This is a genomic window from Arthrobacter sp. Y3225209 (assembly GCF_059090685.1).
Genome location: NZ_JBNHFW010000006.1, coordinates 98,969 through 114,708, shown reverse-complemented (window position 1 = coordinate 114,708; position 15,740 = coordinate 98,969). Strand labels below are relative to the sequence as shown.

Sequence of the window (15,740 nt, the reverse complement as noted above, 5' to 3'; positions counted from 1 at the left end):
CCCGAGCCAGTCTCCGGTACCGGGCAGGCCCGTTTAACGTGCCGCGGGACGGCGGGACGGCGGTCCCGTGCAGGCGGGGCGCTGCTAAGGTTTTGCTCATGATTGATGCTGCCGCCCTGCTGCTGCGGGCCAAGGAACTGGATGCGGCTGATCCGCTGGCGGGCTACCGGGACCGTTTCCTGCCCGCAGAGGGAGTCCGTGCCTATCTGGACGGTAATTCGCTGGGCCGTCCGCTGCGTGCCACTTCCGAACACCTGCAGGAATTTGTTGCCCGGCAGTGGGGCGGACGGCTGATCCGCGGCTGGGACGAGGAATGGCTGGAGCTGCCCGCCCGCATCGGTGACGAGTTGGGGGAGGTAGCCCTGGGCGCGGCACCCGGCCAGTGCATCGTGGCAGATTCAACCACCGTACTGCTCTACAAACTTGCCCGGGCCGCCGTCGCCGCCCGACCGGACCGCACCGAGATCCTGCTGGACGCGGACAATTTTCCCACCGACCGGTACGTGCTGGAGGGTGTGGCCCGGGAATGCGGCCTGACCCTTCGCTGGGTCAGCGCAGACTATGCCGGCGGCGTGAGCGCCGGGGCGGTTGCCGATGCCGTGGGACCGCAGACCGCGCTGGCTGTCTTCAGCCATGTGGCGTACCGGTCCGGCTACCTGGCCGACGCTGCCGCTATTACCGAAACCGTGCAGCGGGCCGGCGGGCTGGTGCTGTGGGATCTCTGCCACTCCGCGGGGGCGGTTCCGGCAGAGCTTGATACCTGGAACGCGGACTACGCCGTAGGCTGCAGCTACAAATACCTCAACGGCGGTCCCGGTGCGCCGGCCTGGGCCTATGTTGCTGCCCGCCACCAGCCGGATTTCTCCCAGCCGATCCAGGGCTGGCTGGGTTCCCAGGATCCGTTCGGCATGGCCCAGGGCTATGTTCCGGCGGACGGCATCCGCCGTCTGGTGTCCGGCACACCCCCGATCCTGGGCATGCTCGCCATGCAGGACATGATTGCCCTGATCCGCGAAGCCGGCATGGAGGCTGTCCGGGCCAAGTCCGAGGCCCTTACCGCGTATGCCGTAACTGCTGTGGACGCGCTGCTGGCGCCGCACGGCGTCGTGCTTGCCTCACCGCGCGATCCGGAGCGCCGTGGCAGCCATATCACCATTGACGGCCCGGGTTTCAAAGCGGTGACTGCCAGGCTCTGGGAACAGGGGATCATTCCCGACTACCGCAACCCGGACGGTATCCGGTTGGGGCTCTCGCCGCTGTCCACGTCCTTTGAAGAGACGTATACCGGCGTTGAGGCGGTGCTCTCGGAACTCTAGGCCTGCCCGGCCTTAACCGCGAGCACCGGGCAGCCGGCCTCCAGCAGGACCCGCTGGGCGGTGCTGCCCATCAGCAGTTTCCCAACCGGGGTGCGGGGCCGCAGCCCCAGCACGATCAGCCGCGCGTCATGTCTTTCCGCTGCCTTGAGGATCTCCTCCGCGGAATCGTAGTCGCCTACCGGATGCAGCAGCTGATGGGGCAGCCGTGAGCCCTGCAGCACCGTCTCCAGTGCCTGGAGGTAGTCCCGTGGGGCGGCACTCCGGGCGCCGTGGCTGCTCTCCACATTCACCACCACAAGCCCGGTACCCAGTTCCCTGGCAGCACGGATGCCGGCGCTCAGGGCCGATTCGCCCTCCGGTGTGGGGACGTATCCGACGACGACGCTCATGGTCTCCTTCTTCCTGATGTGTACGGGCCGTGCCTTCGCACCTAATTCAACTCCGTGGGGTCGGTAAACCGGGTCCTGCGTGCCTTGACGGCACGGTTCCAGAACCAGGTCAGCACCCAGAGCACCAGGCCCAGGAGCAGCAGGATCCCGGCGATGCGGTATTCGATGGGATCCTGGGCCCACGGGCCGAGCAGGAAGGCACAGGTCAGGGCGCCGATGAAGGGCATGATGCCGGGGGAGCGGAAGTGCGGCCGGTCCGTTGGCGTCCGGCGAAGCACGATGCACGCAATGTTCACCACCGTGAAGACGGCCAGCAGCAGCAGCGCGGTGGTTCCGCCGAGGGCCGTGACCGTTCCCCGGCCCATGAAGTTGGTGACCACCACAATGAGGCCCACGGCAATCGCCGTCGTAAAAACAATGGCCGCCCACGGCGTCCGCCGTCCGTGCAGTACCAGCGAGAGCCCGCGCGGCAGCACATCCTGCCGCGCCATGCCGTAGAGCAGCCGGCTGGCCATCAGCATGTTGATCAGGGCGGTATTGGCTACGGCAAAGATGGACAGGAACGGATAGATACTGTCCACCGGCAGGTTCGGGGCTCCTGCCCGCACCACTTCCAGCAGCGGTGTTGCGCTTTCGGAGAGCTGGCCCACGGGGACCACGGCCACCGCCGCGATGGACACCAGCAGGTAGACCGTCACGGTGATGCTCAGGCCAGTCAGCATCACTTTCGGGAAGATCCGCACCGGGTCGTGGGTTTCCTCCGCCATGTTCACGCTGTCTTCGAAGCCAACCATGGAGAAGAAAGCCAGGGCGGTGGCGCCCGTGAGCGCAAGGAACACGCTCTTGCCCGCCTCGGTCTCGAACACCACCACGCGGGAGAAGTCCGCATTCCCCTGGCCCATGGCCCAGAAACCAATAATGATCACAATCAGCAGCCCGGTCAGTTCAATGGCTGTCAGGACGATATTGAAGCGCACACTCTCCGCGGCTCCGCGCAGGTTAATCGCGGCCAGCAGCAGCATAAAGGCGACCGCTATCCAGGTGACTCCGGTCTGCCCCCATTCCAGCCGGAATCCGACAATGAAGTTTTCGGCCAGGAACTTGGCCGCAGTGGACGCGGAGGTAATACCCGAACAGAGCACAGCGAACGTGACCAGGAAGGTCAGGAAATGTACCCCGAAGGCCTTGTGGGTGTAGAGCGCCGCTCCGGCCGCCTGCGGATACTTGGTGACCAGCTCCAGATACGACAGTGCCGTGATGGTGGCCACTGCGAAGGCCAGCAGAATCGGCGCCCACGCCGCTCCGCCGATCTCACCGGCGACCTGCCCGGTGAGGGCGTACACACCGGTTCCCAGAATGTCACCGACGATGAACAGCAGCAGCAGTTTGGTCCCCATGACCCGCTTGAGCTCGGTCTGACCGGTTTCCGCTTTGATGTCAGCCATGGCTGTCCTCCCGGACGTTCACCGATACCGCATTGGTCGGTATTCTGCGCGGTGCGCGAGGCTAAGGCAATGGCGCCGGGCCACCCGGCTGCCCGGCTGACCCGGGAATCACCCGGACGGCCCCGATCCTGCGCCGGCGTACGCCCAGGACCTCCAGCCGGCACCCCGGTGCAGCGACACTGTCCCCGGGGCGGGCCATGCGGCCAAGCTGTTCAAGGATGTATCCCGCCACCGTCTCGTACTGCCCCTCCGGCAGGCCGATTCCGGTCAGGCGTTCAAACTCCTGAAGGATCAGCGCCCCGTCCACCACCAGCTGGCCCTTTTCCTTCCGGAACCGGTCTTCCGGGTCGCGCCCGGTGTCATATTCGTCGTAAATCTCGCCCACGAGTTCCTCGACCAGATCCTCCAGCGTGACAATGCCGTCCGTTCCGCCGTATTCATCCACCACAACCGCAATATGGCTCTGCTCGGCCCGCATCCGCGACAGCGAGGGCACTACGGTGGCCGTCCCGGGCAGGAACAGCAGCGGGCGGACAATATCCGCGATGGTCCGAGTTTCGCCCCGGCTTCCGCCCGTGGCGTTCGCCCCGCCGTCCCCGTCTCCCCGCAGGAGGTCACGGACGTGGATGAAGCCGATGACGTCATCCGGGGAGTCCCGGATGACGGGGTACCTGGAATACGGCAGCGAATGGACTGCCACCCTTGCCTGGGGCAGTGTCAGGTCCGCCTGCAGGAAACGTACCTCGGGCCGCGGGCGCATCACTTCCTGGAGCAGGCGCTGGCCTGCGCCAAAAACGTCCGAGAGGATCCGCCTGCTATCCTCCGCCAGGACCGGACTGGCCGCGACCATGTCCCACAGTTCCTGCGAGCTAATGGGCGGGGTTTTGACCCGGGGGTCACCGCCCAGCAGGCGGACTACCGCGTCCGTGGATACGGACAGCGCCTTGATCACAGGGCGCATCACCACGGCAAAGACGTTCAGCGGCGGGGCGAGGATCCTGGTCACCCGCTCCGCGTTCTGCATTGCCAGGCGTTTGGGGACCAGTTCTCCCAGCACCAGGGACAAATAGGCGACGGCGAGGGTGAGCAGGATGAAGGCGGCAGCATCTGCGGCTGCCGGTCCCAGCCCCGCGCCGCGCAGCAGCGGTGCCACGGCCGGGGCCAGTGCCGAGGCGCCGTATGCGGCCGAGAAAAAGCCTGAAAGCGTGACGCCTATCTGGATGGACGAAAGGAAGAGGTTGGGGTTGCGGGCCAGCGCCGCGATCTTCTTTCCGCCGGTGCCCGTTGCTTCGATCCGGTTGATCTGGCTCTCGCGCAGGGACACCAGTGCCATTTCGGCACCGGCGAAGACTCCGCCAAGGAGGATGAAGAAGACAACCAGCAGGAGGTTAAAGCCAGTACCGCCGTCCATGACTCCGAGCGTACCGGCGCCCGGGCGTACAGGACACGTTCCACCGGAATCCCGGGGACGCGGGCGGCCAGTCCGGCGCGTATGCAGTGCCGTCAGCCGCCGCGGGAAGTAAGAAGGGCCGTCACGCGGGGGAGGCCCCGGCACCGCCGGCCCTTCGCCGGCTGATCCTCCGGCGCCGCGACCGGATGGCGGCGTCCTCCGCCGAGAGCAGCGGTTCAAGCTCCGTCCGGTCGCCGGTGACCGGCCGCCACCAGGACAGGGACGGATTCGAGTCCAGCAGGATGGTCCGCACCAGCAGGGTGAGCGGGATGGCCAGGACGGCACCCACCGGTCCGAGCACCACGGCCCAGAACAGGACCGAGATGAAGGTTACCGACTCGCTGAGATTCACCGCGTTGCCCACATACCGGGGCTGCACAATTGACTGGATGACGGCGTTGACGCCGCCGAAAATGATCACCACGGCAACCACCGTCGGCCAGCCCCCGGTGAGGTAGCCGAAAAACAGCGGCGGAATAATGGCGATGAAGTACCCGATGTTCGGTATAAAGCTGCAGATGAAGGACAGCAGCCCCCACAGCAGTGCCCCGGGAATCTGCAGGATGAGCAGGACCAGCCAGTTGAAAAGCCCCTGGAGCAGCCCCAGGACAGTGGTGGCAACCATGTAGCGGCGCACGCTGCAGGCATAGTCCTTCAGCGCCGTCACCAGGACGGGACGGTGGCCGCCCAGGTGCTCCAGCAGGGCGGGCATCCGGGAACCGTCCACGGCCATCAGGATGAGCAGCGTAAGGATAATGACCAAGGCCCCGACCAGCCCGGTGACGTTGCCCAGCAGACCCCCGATGAATCCGAGCAGCCGTTCGGGGGTCAGGCTCTCACCGGCTGCCTGCACCTGCTCCGGCCCGAAGCCCGCAGCGGTCAGTGCGTCCGCCAGCGACGCCCCGGCCTCTTCCAGCTGCCCGGCGTACTGCGGCAGCAGAGCCGAAAACCGGCCCAAGGCCGCCACCAGCACCGCGGCGAAACCGGCGAGCAGGGCAAAAACGGTGACTATCCCCGTTCCGGTTGCCAGACCACGGGGAACGCCGTGGCCATGCAGCCACTGACTCAGCGGATGGACGCAGAGGGTAAGTACCAGAGCAAGAAAGGCCGGGGTGAAAACATCCCTGACGGCGGCAAGGCCGAAGGCTGCTACGGTCCCTCCCGCCAGAGTGAGCAGGATAACGGCGCTCCGCGGAAGCGCGGACGCCCTGCCGGTACCTTCTGTCTCCGAAGCCACGGGGGCCTCCTTTTGCCTTGACGTAATCAAGGCAACCCGGATTCGGGGCACCGGCGCAACAGATAACAAAAAAGTCCCCCGGGAATCCAAAGATTCCCGGGGGACTTCGCTGTGCGCGGAGGGGGACTTGAACCCCCACCCTCGTTAGAGGACTAGCACCTCAAGCTAGCGCGTCTGCCATTCCGCCACCCGCGCAGAGAGTGGTTTATCTGCCTTGTCTGCAGCGTTTCCGCTGTTTGAAAGCTTCAAAAGCAACGGAAAAAACTCTAACACGCTTTTGGCCGTAACAACGAATCGGCCCAAGCCGGAGGGCGGTTGTGCACTTTCCAAGGTCCAAATGTGACCGTCCGCACCTCCATTCTGGCTAAGCTTGCTGGACAGCTACGAAGGAGAACCCGCATGCCCGATGATGTCCGTCCAGAGTCCGCGTCCGGACACCTCCGCGCCGAAGACGAGGTTGTTGGGATCTGCCGGAACCTGATCCGCTTCGACACCTCCAACTTCGGCGACAATTCCGGCCCGGGGGAACGGGCAGCGGCCGAATACACCGCAGGGCTGATTGAGGAGGTTGGACTCACGGCTGATCTGTTTGAATCAGCCCCCGGCCGCGCTTCGGTGGTCACCCGGATGGAGGGCAGCGACCCGTCCCTGCCGGCACTGGTGGTGCACGGGCATTTGGACGTGGTTCCTGCCCAGAAGCAGGACTGGACTGTTGACCCATTCAGCGGCGAGGAACGTGACGGCCTGATCTGGGGGCGCGGCGCCGTCGATATGAAGGACATGGACGCGATGATCCTGTCCGTTATGCGCTCCATGGCAGCCACCGGCACCAGGCCCCGCCGCGACATTGTCTTTGCCTTCTTCGCTGACGAAGAGGCGGGCGGGGACTACGGTGCCCGCTGGGCGGTGGAGCACCGCCCGGAACTGTTCGACGGCGCTACGGAGGCCATCTCGGAGGTGGGCGGGTTCTCGGCCACCATTGGCGGACGCCGCACCTATCTGCTGCAGACCGCCGAAAAAGGCATTTCCTGGCTCCGGCTGGTTGCCCACGGGCGCGCCGGTCACGGCTCCCAGATCAACACGGACAATGCCGTCACGCGGCTGGCCCGCGCCGTCGCCACCATCGGCAGCCACCCGTGGCCCATTGAACTGACCGACACCACGCGGGCCTTCCTGGACGGCGTGACGGAGCTGACCGGCGTCGAGTTCGATCCGGACAACCCGGACAGGATCCTGGCTGAACTGGGAACCGTGGCCCGGTTTGTGGGCGCTACCCTGCAGAACACCTCAAACCCCACCGTGCTGAAGGCCGGTTACAAGCACAATGTCATCCCGGGGACCGCCGAGGCCCTGATCGATGCCCGGACCCTCCCGGGCCAGGAAGAGGCAGTGCTTGCCACCATCCGGGAACTCGCCGGCGAGGGAATAGACGTCAGCTATGAACACCGGGATGTTTCACTGGAGGTCCCGTTCAGCGGCAACCTGGTGGATTCGATGGTCTCCGCCCTGCATGCAGAGGATCCGGGCGCACCGGTACTGCCGTACACCCTCTCCGGGGGCACGGACAACAAGTCGCTTAGCCGGCTGGGCATCACCGGCTACGGCTTCGCACCGCTGCGCCTGCCGGAGGACCTGGACTTCACCGGCATGTTCCACGGCGTAGATGAACGCGTACCGGTGGACTCACTCAAATTCGGCACGCGGGTACTCTCCCGCCTGCTGCAGGACTACTAGGCCCCCGGGCCAGACCGCCTTCTGCGAAAGGAGCGCCGCCGTGCCGGCCACCGAAATCCTCAGCCCCGAACTGCTGGAGCGGCTGCGCTCCCGCGCGGCCGGCTATGACGAAACCAATTCCTTCTTCACGGAGGACCTGGAGGACCTCCGCGCAGCAGGTTACCTTGCCCTGTTCACGCCGCTCACCGAGGGCGGGTCAGGTATGGGGGTGCCCGACGTCGTGGCCTGCCAGCGGCTGCTGGCAGGCGCGGCACCCGCCACCGCCCTGGCGGTGAACATGCACCTGGTGTGGTGCGGGGTTGCCCACCTGCTGGCCCTGCGCGGAGATGATTCCCTGGCGTTCATTCTCCGGGAGGCTGCCGCGGGGGAGCTGTTCGCCTTCGGGGTCTCCGAACCCGGCAACCCGGCGGTGCTCTTTGACTCGCACACCTCCGCGCGTCCGCTGGGGGACGGCGGCTATGCCTTCACCGGAACCAAGATCTTCACGAGCCTGTCCCCGGCATGGACGCGGCTGGGGATTTTCGGCAAGGACGCCACGGACCCCGGCGAGCCGCGGCTGGTCTTCGGATTCGCTGATCGGGGCACGGCAGGCATCAGCACGGCTGATGACTGGAACACCATGGGCATGCGTGCCAGCCAGTCCTGCACCACACGACTGGAGGGAGCCGAGGTTCCGGCGGGCCGGATGGTCCGGTCCACGCCCGTAGGCCCACACGGGGACGCTTTTGTATTCGGGATCTTCAGCATGTTCGAGACCCTGCTCTCTGCCGTGTACACCGGGATAGGCGACCGAGCCGTACAGCTGGCAGCCGAGGCAGCGGCGGGGCGCGTCTCGCCCGACGGGGTTCCGGCGTCGGCCCATCCGGAGACCCGGTGGAAGATCGCCGATGCGGCACTGCGCATGGACGGGGTGCACCTGCAGCTCGCAGCCGTCGCCCGGGACCTGGAAGAGGGCGTCGATCACGGGACCTACTGGTTCCCGCTGCTCTCGGGCCTGAAATACCGGTCCACGGAGACCGCCCGCAGCGTCGTGGAAACCGCGGTGCGCGTGGCAGGGGGAAAGGCCTACTCCCGCGGGCAGGAACTGGAGCGGCTGTACCGCGATGTCCTCGCGGGCATGTTCCATCCCTCCAGCGAGGACTCGGTGCATGCCAGTGTGGCCAATGCTGTCCTGGGGCCGGTGGACAGCGGGTAATCCGGGCTCAGGCGGTGCGCTGTACCCGCAGGATCCGGCGGCGCAGCCAGAAACGGCGGCCACCGCCGCTGTAAATCCGGCTTCGGTGCAGCTCCCACTTCCCGTATTCGGCGTGCTCAACCAGCCGTCGGCGCGCTTCGTGAAGCGGCTCAGTGGGATCTACCGACACCACCAGGTACTCATAGTCCCGGGCGTTTTCCGGCCGGCGGGAGACATCCGGTGCAAGAATTTGTTCGCGCATTTCCCTCCAATTTTGCCTACTTTACAGCTAACGTCTAGTGCATGAGCATAGATCCGCGCATCGCGCTCCAGTCCCTGATTACCGCCCTGGAGGAGCACCTTGCCGCCGCCGCAACCCGCCGCGGCGAGAAGGACCCGGTGGTGGAGAGCGCGTATCTGGCAATTGCGGATGCCTTCGAAGTCTACGAGGAAGTCCTCTACGACGCCTACGGGGAAGTCACCCCGCTGGAGATCTATGAGGACGATGACGAGGACTATGAAACCGGTGACGAGCTGGATCCGGCCGAAGACGACAGCATCGACGTCATCGGCCCGGACCTTACCGGCGATGCCCCGTCAACCCGGCCCGAAAGCCGACGCACTCCGGACACCGGAGACAACGGCAGCAACCGCCCGGCGGGCTGGTAATCCCGGAAGAACCCGCTGCCGGCACCGGGGACCCCGTCCGCGGGGCACGGAGTTCGTGTCATAGAGTTCTAGTGTGAATTGGTTTGAAGCGATCTTCCTTGGCCTGATCCAGGGCCTGACAGAATTCCTCCCCATCTCCTCCAGCGCCCACCTGCGCATTGTCGGTGAGTTGCTGCCCGGTGCACAGGATCCGGGTGCCGCCTTTACCGCCATCACCCAGCTGGGCACTGAAACGGCGGTGGCCGTGTACTTCTGGAAGGACATTGTCAGGATTATCAAATCCTGGTGGGGCTCCCTGGTGGGCCGGGTGCCGCGCAGCGATCCGGATGCCCGGATGGGCTGGCTGATCATTATCGGCACACTGCCCATTGTGGTCCTGGGGCTCCTCTTCCAGGACCAGATCGAAAACACCTTCCGCAGCCTGTGGATCGTGGCCACCATGCTGATTGTCTTCGGCATCATCCTGGCGGTGGCGGACACTGTTGGACGGCAGCAGCGCACCCTGGACAAGCTGACCTACAAGCACGGCATCCTGTACGGATTCGCCCAGGCCCTGGCACTGATCCCCGGCGTCTCGCGTTCCGGCGGCACCATTACTGCCGGCCTGCTGATGGGGTACACCCGTGAAGCGGCTGCCCGCTACGCCTTCCTGCTGGCCATACCCGCCGTCTTCGGCAGCGGACTCTTCCAGCTGGTGAAGTCAATCGACGAGCCCATGCCGTACACGGCGCTGCAGACCGGCGCCGCCACCGTGGTTGCCTTCGTTGTGGGCTTTGTCATCATCGGCTGGTTCCTGCGCTACGTCTCAACCCGCAGTTACCGCCTGTTCGTCTGGTACCGCATCCTGCTGGGCGTGTGCATCTACCTGCTGCTGGGCTTCGGCGTCATTACGGCCTAGCCGTGAGCAGTAGAGTTTGTTAGGTGATTGCCTGGAAATCCCCCTCCCTGCCCTCCCTGCCCGGAACCTCGGATGACATCCGTCTGTATGACACGGCTGCACAAAAACATGTGACCGTGCAGCCGGACGGTGCCGCCAGCATGTACGTCTGCGGAATCACCCCCTATGACGCCACCCATATGGGCCATGCCTCCACGTACGTTGCCTTCGACCTGCTCAACCGCCAGTGGCGGGACGCCGGGCACACCGTCACCTACGTGCAGAACGTCACCGACGTGGATGATCCGCTGCTGGAGCGCGCCAACGCCACGGGAGTGGACTGGCGGGAGCTCGCCGCGGAACAGACACAGCTCTTCCGTGACGACATGGAAGCCCTCAACGTCCTGGCACCGGACCACTACATCGGTGCGGTGGAGTCCGTTGAATGGATCGTCCCGGCAGTTGAAGCCCTCATGGACCGCGGACTGGCGTACCGGGTGCCCGGCAGCGCCGGGGAACCCGACGGCGATCTGTACTTCGACGTCGACGCCGCGTCAGCGCTGGCCCCGTCAGACCCGGATGCCTGGTGGCTTGGGCAGGTCTCCCACATGAGCCGGGAGGAGATGCTGCCGGTGTTCGCCGAACGCGGCGGCGACCCTGAACGGCCGGGCAAGCGCAACGCCCTGGATCCGCTGCTGTGGCGCCAGGCACGCACCGGCGAGCCGTCCTGGGACGGCGGCCGGCTCGGCCGCGGCCGTCCGGGCTGGCACATTGAGTGCTCCGTCATTGCCCAGCGGTTCCTTCCCCGGCCGTTTACCGTGCAGGCAGGCGGATCCGATCTGGTGTTCCCGCACCATGAGATGAGTGCCGGCCATGCCTACGCCTGTTCCGGTGCGCCGCTGGCCTCCCACTATGCCCACGCCGGCATGGTGGGCCTTGACGGCGAGAAAATGAGCAAGTCGCTGGGCAACCTGGTGCTCGTCTCGCGGCTGCGTGCCGACGGCGTGGAGCCGGCGGCCATCCGGATGGTTCTCCTGGGACACCATTACCGGAGCGACTGGTTCTGGACGGCCGACCAGCTGCGCGCGGCCGAACAGCGTCTCGCCGACTGGCGCAGGGCACTTGAATACACTGCCGAAGACGCCGCCAGGACCCTGCTGCAGCAGATCCGCGCCGCACTGGCAGAGGACCTGGACGCACCTGCCGCGCTGCGGGCCGTGGATGCCTGGGCATCCGCAGCCGTATCCGCGGGCACACCGGGCACCCGGGGCGGCGGGGAACTGGTTTCCGCCGCAGTCAACGCGTTGCTGGGCATCCGCCTCTAGGAACCCGCCCCCGGCTGCGCGCGTCCCGCGGGATGCTGCCGGCCGGGGGAGTGCTGTCAGTCCCGGCGCCGGCGCTTGAGGTAACGCTCGAACTCGCGGGCAATCGACTCGCCGCTGGCCTCGGGCAGCTCTGCGGTGTCCTTGGCTTCCTCCAGCTGGCGCACATACGCTGCCACTTCCGGATCCTCGGTAGCCAGCTCATCCACCCCGCGTTCCCAGGCTTCGGCCTCTTCGGTGAGCAGCTGGGTTTCCAACGGCACCTGCAGGAGTTCTTCGATGCGGTTGAGCAAGGCAAGCTGCGCCTTGGGCGACGGCGCCTGCCCTACATAGTGCGGCACCGCGGCCCACAGCGAAACCGAGGGAATGTCCGCCAGCCCCGCCATATGGGAGACCACGCCGACAATGCCGATGGGGCCTTCATAGGTCGATGGCTCCAGGGTCAGGGCATCCTGCAGGTCCGCTTCCTCGCACGTGGCGGTGACCGGAATGGGCCGGGAGTGCGGAACATCGGCGAGCAGGGCCCCGGCCAGGACAATACAGTCCACATCGAGTTCCTTGGCCAGGGCAATAATCTCGGCGGTGTAGGCGCGCCACTTGTAGGACGGCTCCACCCCGGTGACGAAGATGACGTCCAGGTTGCTGTCCGGGACTTCCGCCCTTGAAATCCGCGTGGTGGGCCACTTGATCCGCTGGGCCCCGGAGGCGGTGCGCCTGATCGCGGGCCGGGTGAACTGAAAGTCGTAGTATTCGTCGGCGTCTATGCTGGCTATTTTTTCGCTGTCCCAGTGCCTGCTCAGGACCTTCAGGGCGTCGGAGGCGGCTTCGCCGGCGTCGTTCCATCCTTCGAAGGCAGCCAGCATCACCGTGACGCGCCCTGAGGGCGAATCGTCACCAAAATAGTCCTGGAGGCCAGCGGCGCCAAAGCCATCAGTATTGCTCACACGACCACACTATGCCCCGGACCACCTCGTGTCAGGACCGCGTAGCGGGGCTTCGCGGAGAGCAAAAGAAACACACTCTGCCGCCGCCCCTTAGACTGAGGACATGCCCGAACACGCCTCAGCCAATTCCGTCCGCAGTTCCGCCGATCCGTCCCTGCAGGCTGTTTTCTGGGACATGGACGGCACCATCGTGGATACCGAACCGTACTGGATCGCCGCCGAGAAGGACCTTGCCCTGAGTTTCGGAGTGGAATGGACCGAGGCGCAGGCGGAGGCCATGGTGGGCCAGGCCCTGGAATTCGGAGCGGGTATGCTCCGTAAGGCAGGCGTGGACCTCCCCGTCCGCACGATTGTCGACCGCCTCATCAACCGCGTGGCCGATCAGGTGCGGCAGGACGTGCCGTGGCGCCCCGGGGCCCGCGAGCTGCTGGCCGGGCTGAAGGAGGCAGGCATTCCGTGCGGCATGGTCACCATGTCCGAACCGGTCCTGGCGAAGGTGATTGTCGAGTCCCTGCCGGCCGGCACCTTCGACCTGGTGGTCACCGGTGACATGGTCGACGCCGGCAAACCGCACCCGGAGGCGTACCTGCAGGCATTCGAGACGCTCGCCCGGACTGTTCCGGATCTTCGCCCCGACCGGGTAGTGGCCATCGAGGATTCGCTCCCCGGAACCGCCTCCGCCCGTGCCGCCGGCCTCGTGACCCTTGGCATCCCCAACTTCGTTCCGCTGCCACCCGGGACGGTGGAGCACGAATGGGATACGCTCGCCGGCCGGGGTGTCCGCGATCTGATCAGCCTGCTCCCCGCCACTGTCCCGGAGCCCGCCAGGTGAGCAGTACCGATCCGGCGGGAACCGGACGCAGGGAAGGCATACCGCTGGGCAGCATCGCCGGTGTGCCGATCATCCTGGCTTATTCGTGGTTCATTATCGCCGCGCTGATCGTCGCCGTGTTCGGCCCCCAGGTCCGCGGCGCGTTCCCGTACCTCGGAATCGGTGCCTACGCCGTCGCGTTCGGTTATGCCCTGCTGCTCCTGCTGTCCGTCCTCGCCCACGAAGTTGCCCACGCCCTCACCGCCAGGGCCTACCGCTGGCCCACCGCCAGGATTGTCCTCACCCTCTGGGGCGGTCACACACAGTTCGGCGACCTCCGCTCGACGCCGGGGCGTTCCCTGGTGGTCGCCCTTGCCGGACCGGCGGCCAATTTCGTCCTGGCAGCCATCGGTTTCGGCGTGCTGCAGCTGGTACCGGCCGGCAGCGTAGGCCAGCTGGTCACTCTGATCTTTGTCTACGCCAACCTGCTGGTGGCCATTTTCAACGTCCTGCCGGGCCTGCCGCTGGACGGCGGCCGGATTGTGGAGAGCGCCGTCTGGAAGGCTACGGGCTCGCAGGAGCGCGGCACCGTGGCAGCCGGCTGGGCAGGCCGCATCATTGTGGTGCTGCTGCTGGCGGCACTGTTTGTTCCTCCCTACCTGCGCGGTGAATCGCCGTCGCTGAGCCTGGTCCTGGTGGCTGCACTGCTCTGCGGTTTCCTCTGGATGGGCGCCGGGGCTGCCATCACCAACGCCCGGATGCGGCTGCGGCTGCCGCAGGTCAGCGCCGAAGCCCTGATGAAACCGGCCGTTTCGCTGCCTGCCGGGTCCACCGCCGCCGTCGCCGCGCACCTGATCCGCGAACACCCGGACGCAGCTGTGGTCATCACTGCGCCAACCGGTCAGCCGGAAGCCGTGGTGGACCGCGGTGCCCTGGCCCAGGTGCCGCCGGAACACTCGGCCACCGTCACGGTAAACGCCGTTTCCCGCCCGCTGGCCCCGGGTGCCTACATACCCGATGCCGCCTCCGGGCAGGAACTGGTGCAGTACCTTTCCAAGCTGACCGGCGGTGAGTACGCCGTGATCAACCGGGAGGGCCGGGTGGTCGGCCTGCTCCACAAGGCCGCAGTCATCGCCGCAATGACCGGCAAACCGGCCCGCCCGGCCCGGTAGCACCGGACCCGCAGCCTCCCGTATCCCACATTGACCCCGCCCCGCCCCTCACCGGTCCGAGGCAGTACAGACCCGCACAAGAACCAAAGGAAACACCATGAACTCCGATAACCAGGAGCAGGACACCGCCGCAGCGCCGCACGGAGCTGAAATCCGCAGGGGGCCGCTGCGCCCCGGCGAGCGGGTCCAGCTCACCGACGAAAAGGGACGCCGGAACACCATCACCCTCACCGAGGGCGGGGCATTCCACACGCACCGCGGCTACCTGCAGCACGACTCCGTCATCGGGCTGCCCGAAGGGTCCGTTGTCACGAACACGGCCGGCCACCAGTACCAGATCCTTCGCCCGCTGCTCTCCGACTTCGTCCTCTCCATGCCCCGCGGTGCGGCCGTGGTCTACCCCAAAGACGCGGCGCAGATCGTCACCATGGCGGATATCTACCCGGGCGCGCGGGTGGTGGAAGCCGGCGTCGGTTCCGGTGCGCTGAGCATTTCACTGCTGCGTGCCGTGGGTGACCAGGGCAGCCTGCACTCCTACGAACGGCGTGAGGAATTCGCACAGATTGCCCGCGGCAACGTGGAGACTTTCTTCGGCGGACCGCACCCGGCCTGGGACATCAGCCTGGGCGACTTCCAGGACGAAGTGGTGAAGACCCAGGCACCCGGCAGCGTGGACCGGGTGGTCCTGGACATGCTCGCCCCCTGGGAATGCACCGACGCCGTTGCCACCGTCCTGGCCCCGGGCGGTGTATGGATTTCCTACGTCGCCACGGTTACCCAGCTCTCCCGCACTGCAGAGGCCATCCGGGCCGACGGCCGCTTCACCGAACCCGATGGCTGGGAATCCATGGTCCGTGGCTGGCACCTGGAGGGGCTTGCCGTACGGCCGGACCACCGCATGGTGGCGCACACCGGTTTCCTTCTGACAGCCCGTCGGCTGGCCGAGGGTGCCACCGGCCTCGTGGCCAAGCGCCGGGCGTCCAAGACCAACTTCAGCGAAGAGGACATGAACGCGTGGACCCCCGCTGCGGTGGGCGAGCGGGAGGTCTCAGCCCACAAGCTGCGCCGGGCGGCACGGGACGCCAGTTCCACCGTCCAGCGGGGTGCGTTGGAAAGCGCTGAAAAGTTCCAGCAGGAGTCCGGCACCCCATAACGGGTAACTGCCGAAACACAAGAGACCTGACCCCGTGTTTCTCACGG

At 66.3% G+C, this 15,740-nt stretch carries 14 protein-coding genes, 1 tRNA gene and 1 pseudogene; 9 read left to right on the top strand and 7 right to left on the bottom strand.

What is annotated here, in order from left to right:
- The first annotated feature begins 98 nt into the window (after positions 1-98).
- Positions 99-1,316, top strand: a complete 1,218-nt coding sequence (locus tag AC5RVB_RS05805) for a kynureninase (protein WP_494142193.1) — start codon at positions 99-101, stop codon at positions 1,314-1,316.
- Here the strand turns inward: AC5RVB_RS05805 and AC5RVB_RS05800 are convergent.
- The 5 genes from AC5RVB_RS05800 to AC5RVB_RS05780 all read right to left on the bottom strand — a co-directional run bounded on the left by AC5RVB_RS05800 (position 1,313) and on the right by AC5RVB_RS05780 (position 6,032).
- Positions 1,313-1,705 carry a universal stress protein gene (locus AC5RVB_RS05800; RefSeq protein WP_494142192.1) on the bottom strand — a complete coding sequence of 131 codons (393 nt, stop codon included), beginning with the start codon at positions 1,703-1,705 and terminating at the stop codon, positions 1,313-1,315. The genes AC5RVB_RS05805 and AC5RVB_RS05800 overlap by 4 nt on opposite strands.
- A 41-nt stretch (positions 1,706-1,746) precedes the next feature.
- A complete protein-coding gene (locus AC5RVB_RS05795; protein ID WP_494142191.1) occupies positions 1,747-3,150 on the bottom strand; it encodes an APC family permease in 1,404 nt (467 codons plus the stop codon).
- 61 nt (positions 3,151-3,211) lie between these two features.
- Entirely contained in the window at positions 3,212-4,561 is a 1,350-nt protein-coding gene (locus AC5RVB_RS05790; protein ID WP_290245047.1) for a hemolysin family protein, read from the bottom strand.
- 121 nt (positions 4,562-4,682) lie between these two features.
- On the bottom strand, positions 4,683-5,837 hold the full coding sequence (locus AC5RVB_RS05785; RefSeq protein WP_494142190.1) for an AI-2E family transporter: 1,155 nt from the start codon (positions 5,835-5,837) through the stop codon (positions 4,683-4,685).
- Positions 5,838-5,949: 112 nt separating this feature from the next.
- Positions 5,950-6,032, bottom strand: a tRNA-Leu gene (locus tag AC5RVB_RS05780).
- Between the two features lie 204 nt (positions 6,033-6,236).
- Between AC5RVB_RS05780 and AC5RVB_RS05775 the strand changes: the two genes are divergently transcribed.
- Together AC5RVB_RS05775 and AC5RVB_RS05770 are read left to right on the top strand one after the other, a co-directional pair.
- Positions 6,237-7,571 (top strand): M20/M25/M40 family metallo-hydrolase, encoded by a 1,335-nt coding sequence (locus AC5RVB_RS05775; RefSeq protein WP_494142189.1) that lies wholly within the window; start codon positions 6,237-6,239, stop codon positions 7,569-7,571.
- Positions 7,572-7,611: 40 nt separating this feature from the next.
- The gene (locus AC5RVB_RS05770) at positions 7,612-8,766 is read left to right on the top strand and encodes an acyl-CoA dehydrogenase family protein (protein ID WP_494142188.1); all 1,155 of its coding nucleotides are present in this window, start codon (positions 7,612-7,614) and stop codon (positions 8,764-8,766) included.
- 7 nt (positions 8,767-8,773) lie between these two features.
- Here AC5RVB_RS05770 and AC5RVB_RS05765 read toward each other — a convergent pair whose 3' ends face one another.
- Complete coding sequence (locus AC5RVB_RS05765; RefSeq protein WP_227901863.1) at positions 8,774-9,007, bottom strand: DUF5703 family protein; 234 nt, start codon at positions 9,005-9,007, stop codon at positions 8,774-8,776.
- 41 nt (positions 9,008-9,048) lie between these two features.
- Here AC5RVB_RS05765 and AC5RVB_RS05760 point away from each other — a divergent pair.
- The 3 genes and pseudogenes from AC5RVB_RS05760 to mshC form a co-directional block, all read left to right on the top strand.
- Positions 9,049-9,315: pseudogene (locus AC5RVB_RS05760) on the top strand (hypothetical protein); the annotation flags it as partial.
- Between the two features lie 172 nt (positions 9,316-9,487).
- Positions 9,488-10,312: an undecaprenyl-diphosphate phosphatase gene (locus AC5RVB_RS05755; RefSeq protein WP_227901861.1), complete on the top strand. Its 825-nt coding sequence runs from the start codon at positions 9,488-9,490 to the stop codon at positions 10,310-10,312.
- Positions 10,313-10,335: 23 nt separating this feature from the next.
- On the top strand, positions 10,336-11,616 hold the full coding sequence (gene mshC, locus AC5RVB_RS05750) for a cysteine--1-D-myo-inosityl 2-amino-2-deoxy-alpha-D-glucopyranoside ligase (RefSeq protein ID WP_494142187.1): 1,281 nt from the start codon (positions 10,336-10,338) through the stop codon (positions 11,614-11,616).
- Between the two features lie 56 nt (positions 11,617-11,672).
- Here mshC and AC5RVB_RS05745 read toward each other — a convergent pair whose 3' ends face one another.
- The gene (locus AC5RVB_RS05745; RefSeq protein ID WP_227901859.1) at positions 11,673-12,557 is read right to left on the bottom strand and encodes a PAC2 family protein; all 885 of its coding nucleotides are present in this window, start codon (positions 12,555-12,557) and stop codon (positions 11,673-11,675) included.
- Positions 12,558-12,660: 103 nt separating this feature from the next.
- On the opposite strand from AC5RVB_RS05745, the gene AC5RVB_RS05740 reads away from it, so the two are divergent.
- The 3 genes from AC5RVB_RS05740 (at position 12,661) to AC5RVB_RS05730 (ending at position 15,693) form a co-directional block, all read left to right on the top strand.
- Positions 12,661-13,389 carry an HAD family hydrolase gene (locus AC5RVB_RS05740; RefSeq protein ID WP_494142186.1) on the top strand — a complete coding sequence of 243 codons (729 nt, stop codon included), beginning with the start codon at positions 12,661-12,663 and terminating at the stop codon, positions 13,387-13,389.
- Entirely contained in the window at positions 13,386-14,540 is a 1,155-nt protein-coding gene (locus tag AC5RVB_RS05735; protein ID WP_227927797.1) for a site-2 protease family protein, read from the top strand. The genes AC5RVB_RS05740 and AC5RVB_RS05735 overlap by 4 nt, the downstream gene beginning before the upstream one ends.
- Positions 14,541-14,637: 97 nt before the next feature.
- Complete coding sequence (locus AC5RVB_RS05730) at positions 14,638-15,693, top strand: tRNA (adenine-N1)-methyltransferase (protein ID WP_227901856.1); 1,056 nt, start codon at positions 14,638-14,640, stop codon at positions 15,691-15,693.
- Positions 15,694-15,740 lie beyond the last annotated feature (47 nt).